General features: G+C 57.7%; 3 protein-coding genes. 2 read left to right on the top strand and 1 reads right to left on the bottom strand.

Annotation, left to right across the window (positions count from 1 at the left end; translation table 11 throughout):
- Nucleotides 1–291 precede the first annotated feature (291 nt).
- Nucleotides 292–1,908, bottom strand: a complete 1,617-nt coding sequence (nadB, locus tag A3754_RS19710; RefSeq protein ID WP_063521053.1) for an L-aspartate oxidase — start codon at nucleotides 1,906–1,908, stop codon at nucleotides 292–294.
- A gap of 272 nt (nucleotides 1,909–2,180) precedes the next feature.
- Here nadB and A3754_RS19705 point away from each other — a divergent pair, with 272 nt between their 5' ends.
- Nucleotides 2,181–3,389 carry a hypothetical protein gene (locus A3754_RS19705; RefSeq protein WP_063521054.1) on the top strand — a complete coding sequence of 403 codons (1,209 nt, stop codon included), beginning with the start codon at nucleotides 2,181–2,183 and terminating at the stop codon, nucleotides 3,387–3,389.
- A 344-nt stretch (nucleotides 3,390–3,733) separates the two neighbouring features.
- Nucleotides 3,734–4,036, top strand: a 303-nt coding sequence (locus A3754_RS19700; protein ID WP_156497104.1) for a sigma-70 family RNA polymerase sigma factor, incomplete at its 3' end; no start/stop codon positions are given.

The raw sequence follows: 4,036 nt of genomic DNA, 5'->3' as shown, positions 1-4,036 counted from the left end.
AACAACTTTGGGTGTATGCCTAGCTTGCCAGCTAGTGCGGACTGTGTCTGCGTGGTGGATAGCGAGGCCTGCACGGCCTCGCGTTTGAAATCATCGCTGAAGTAGCGCTTGGCTTTGTATTTCATGACACCTTCTCTCCAAATGAAGGTGTCTACTTTTTCCGGGGCATTCCATTAACGCTTTCTGTTTCAGAACGAAAAGAGGTCGCGCCCACCGTGTGGGCGCGGCCTCTTGCGTTTCAGATTCCACCCATTTCATATCGCGCCGCTGTCAACTGTCCATTATCAACTGTCAACTGATTAGCGGCGTCAGGATCGTGTCCCTGGTTTCTTCATTCACACCGGGAAAATCACGCATGAAATGCAGGCCGCGGCTTTCCTTGCGTTGCATGGCGGAGCGGATGATTAGCTCGGCGATCACCACCAGGTTGCGCAGCTCCAGCAGATCGTTGCTGATGTGGTAGTTGCTGTAATACTCGGCGATCTCGCTCTTCAGCAGTTCGGCCCGGTGCAGGGCACGCTCCAGTCTTTTTTCCGTTCGCACGATGCCCACGTAATCCCACATGAAGCGGCGCAGCTCGTCCCAGTTGTGGCTGATGACCACGTCCTCGTCTGAGTCGGTGACCTGGGATTCGTCCCATTCATTGTCGTCCCGGGGTGTGGGTATCTCATCCAGGTGTGCGCCGATATGGTCGGCGGCAGCTTTGCCGTAGACGAAACATTCCAGTAATGAGTTGCTGGCCATGCGGTTGGCGCCGTGCAGGCCGGTGAAGCTGGTTTCACCGATGGCGTAGAGGCCGGGTAGGTCGGTTTGCCCATGTTCGTTGATCATTACGCCGCCACAGGTGTAATGGGCGGCGGGGACCACGGGAATCGGGTCGCGGGTGATATCCAGCCCCAGCTGCAGGCACTTGGCGTATACGGTGGGGAAATGCTCGATGATGAAGTCCGCCGGCTTGTGGCTGATATCCAGATACAGGCAGTCTGCCCCCAGCCGTTTCATCTCATGGTCAATGGCCCGGGCCACCACATCCCGGGGAGCAAGCTCACCGCGCTCATCAAAGCGGTTCATGAAGCGTTCGCCATTGGGCAGCAGCAGGTGTCCGCCTTCGCCGCGAATGGCTTCGGTGACCAGGAAGCTTTTCGCCTTGGGGTGATAGAGGCAGGTTGGGTGGAACTGCATGAATTCCATGTTGGCCACGCGGCAGCCGGCCCGCCAGGCCATGGCGATGCCATCGCCGGTGGCCACATCCGGGTTGGAGGTATACAGGTACACCTTGGAGGCGCCGCCGGTGGCCAGTACCACGGAGCGGGCCAGAATAACGTCGGTTTCCCCGGTCTGAATGTTGTGCACGTAGGCGCCGCAACAGCGTTTTTCTTTGCCTTGTTCCCCGTTGGGGGCGTCGTGTTCCTGCACGATCAGGTCCACGGCTACCCGGTGTTCAAAACGGGTCACGTTGTGTTTCTGGCAGACCTGTTCAATCAATGTGCCGGAAATGGCTTTGCCGGTGGCGTCGGCAGCATGAATGATACGCCGGTGGCTGTGGCCGCCTTCGCGGGTCAGGTGGTAGGGCAGCTTGCTGCCGTCACCACTGTCAAAGCGGGTGAAGTCCACGCCCAGATCAATCAGCCAGCGGATAGCGTCGGGACCGTTTTCCACGGTAAAGCGCACGGCATCATCGTGGCACAGGCCGGCGCCGGCCACATGGGTGTCGGCCACGTGGCTTTCCAGTGAGTCTTCCTGATCCAGCACCGCGGCCACGCCACCCTGGGCGTAGTAGGTGCTGGCACTGGTGAGCTCTCCCTTGGAGAGCAGGGCAACCTGACACTCATCCGGCAGGCGCAAGGCAGCGGTGAGGCCTGCAGCGCCGGAGCCGATAATGAGTACATCGTGTCGGTAGGTAGCCATGGAGAATCCTGTTGTGAAGAGCCCGGTTGGGTGGGATATGCGGTGGCCAGTATAGCGGTGAATCCGGTCCTGACTAAATGACCAATGCTGACCTATCCCCCAAATGGGGGATGCGGTTTTGTGACAGTGTTGTTATTTTCCTGTGACTTGGGACAGCGCTGCTTTCATTGGGGGAAGTGGCGTACGGACAATCAGTATCGGGGAACACTATGAGAAGGGTACTAAAAGGGCTGGCAGCCAGCGCGATGGGTGTGAGCTTGTTAAGTGGCTGTATGTCTGCGAATTACTACACGGAGCAGGGTACACCCATCACGCAGGACACGATTGATCTTTTCAACACCAATCCGAATAATCCGATTATTCCCTATGCCAAGGGTAAGGCGACTTATAATGCCTACCCATGGGCCAGTGAAAGAATCCAGAGAGCCTTTGACGAGAAGCCAAGAAGCAGTGCCAATGATGAAATGGCGCGGGCGGCGGATTACTGGTTGCATGATGGTGATATGCCGCCGCTGGATATCACGGTAACGCGCCATCGCCCGAAGAATAGCGTGGGAACGGTTGCGACGGTGCTGGTGACGACGCTGGGCTGTACTTTCAGTCTTTGTCTGGTTCCTGTGGTGTCACCGCAGCACTTCGATACGACCATTGAAATGCGCTCGGAAGGGGAGCTGGTGTATAGCGCCAACGCTCACTACCGCGGCACATTGTTCATGAGCTGGTTTCCGCTAGGGAAATTACGTGGCACCCAGAAAGTCACCGATGCGGCCTGGTATGCCTCGTTCTTCTCCCATGAAGAAAAGCTGACGCGAAGCATCGTTGCGGAAGAGCCGCTGTATGACTCGCTCAAGAAATCAAAGGATGTGGATAAGCTGGCCGCCGCGCTGGATAACCCGCAACTGAAATTCTATCGCCCGCTGGTGTCCACCCATTTGGCCGAGGTGCTGGCGGGGAAAAAACGTAATGAGCGCCTCAAAGCTTATGCGGCGATTGTCGAAAGGCACCCTGAATTCGCGGATGACATTCACGGTAATGAACGGCTTTTATTTATCGGGCCGGCGGATTTACGGGTGATGGATGTGCTCAAGGAAACCTATCGCAAGCGTTCGGCACCGGCCATGGCAGCGAGTATCAAGGCTGCGGGCCAGCCCTATGCCTTGTTTACGCCTGAAGAATCCAGCTGGTTGACCAAAGAGGGGCTGCCTGCCGATGTGGTGGCTGCGATGATCGAGGCCAGTGAGCCGAAGGCGGCACCGGGGGGATCTGCGGCTTTGATGGCGGCCGCCGCCCCGGGCGGGCAGGTCGGGGCGCAACCGGTGGCCGGCAACACCCTGGAAGCTACGGCCACGGAATGTTCCAAGGCCTATGCGGCCAAGAAGGTCTGCGAAACTCTGCCCGGCGATCCCTTTGGCCTGCTGATGCGCGGCTGTATGGCCCAGGTGAAAAAGAAATTCGGCGGTTCTGGCTGCTCAATTTTCTAGTTCCCAGCGCTTTCAGTGCTCTCAGTGCCTTCATGACCTATCGCTCGCAGGGCCGCCTCTGGCTCCTGTGAGCGCCTTTCTTCTTCTGTCGTTCTATCGAGAATGCGTCCGGTTTCCATGTTCTCTCGGGAACCATTCGGGCATTTATGTGTCCGATTCTGTCCTATAATACGTTGAAACGCCTCGACTTCGCCGCCACAGAAATGTTCAAGCAATGTGAAAAGGTGGCGAAATCGTGCCCATGGTGTAGCCGCCGCCCGGGCAACTGCTACAATGGCGCGTTTTAGTGGGCCGTCATGCGGCCATGGTTACTTCACGCGTTTCGCGATAGATCCGGGGGATCGGTGTCAGACGAAGAGTTGGTCAAGAAAGCCAAAACCGGCGATCAGCGTGCCTTTGAGGTGTTGGTGCGAAAGTATCAGCAGCGCCTTTTCGCGTTGATTAGTCGTTATGTGCGTGACCAGGACGAGGTCCAGGATGTTGCTCAGGAAGCCTTTATCAAGGCCTGGCGCGCGCTGCCCCGATTCCGTGGAGACAGCGCCTTTTATACCTGGCTTTACCGTATCGCGGTCAATACCGCCAAGAACCACCTGGTGTCGGCCGGCCGCCGGCCGCCGGGCTCTGACCTGGACGCTGCAGAAGCCGAA

The sequence above is a fragment of the Alcanivorax sp. HI0083 genome (assembly GCF_001635175.1).
This window is presented reverse-complemented; position numbering and strand designations above follow the sequence as displayed.

Excerpts from the sequence above, each read along its gene's own strand:
- nadB (WP_063521053.1), bottom strand. The coding sequence starts at position 1,908 with ATGGCTACCTACCGACACGATGTACTCATTATCGGCTCCGGCGCTGCA.
- A3754_RS19705 (WP_063521054.1), top strand. The coding sequence starts at position 2,181 with ATGTCTGCGAATTACTACACGGAGCAGGGTACACCCATCACGCAGGAC.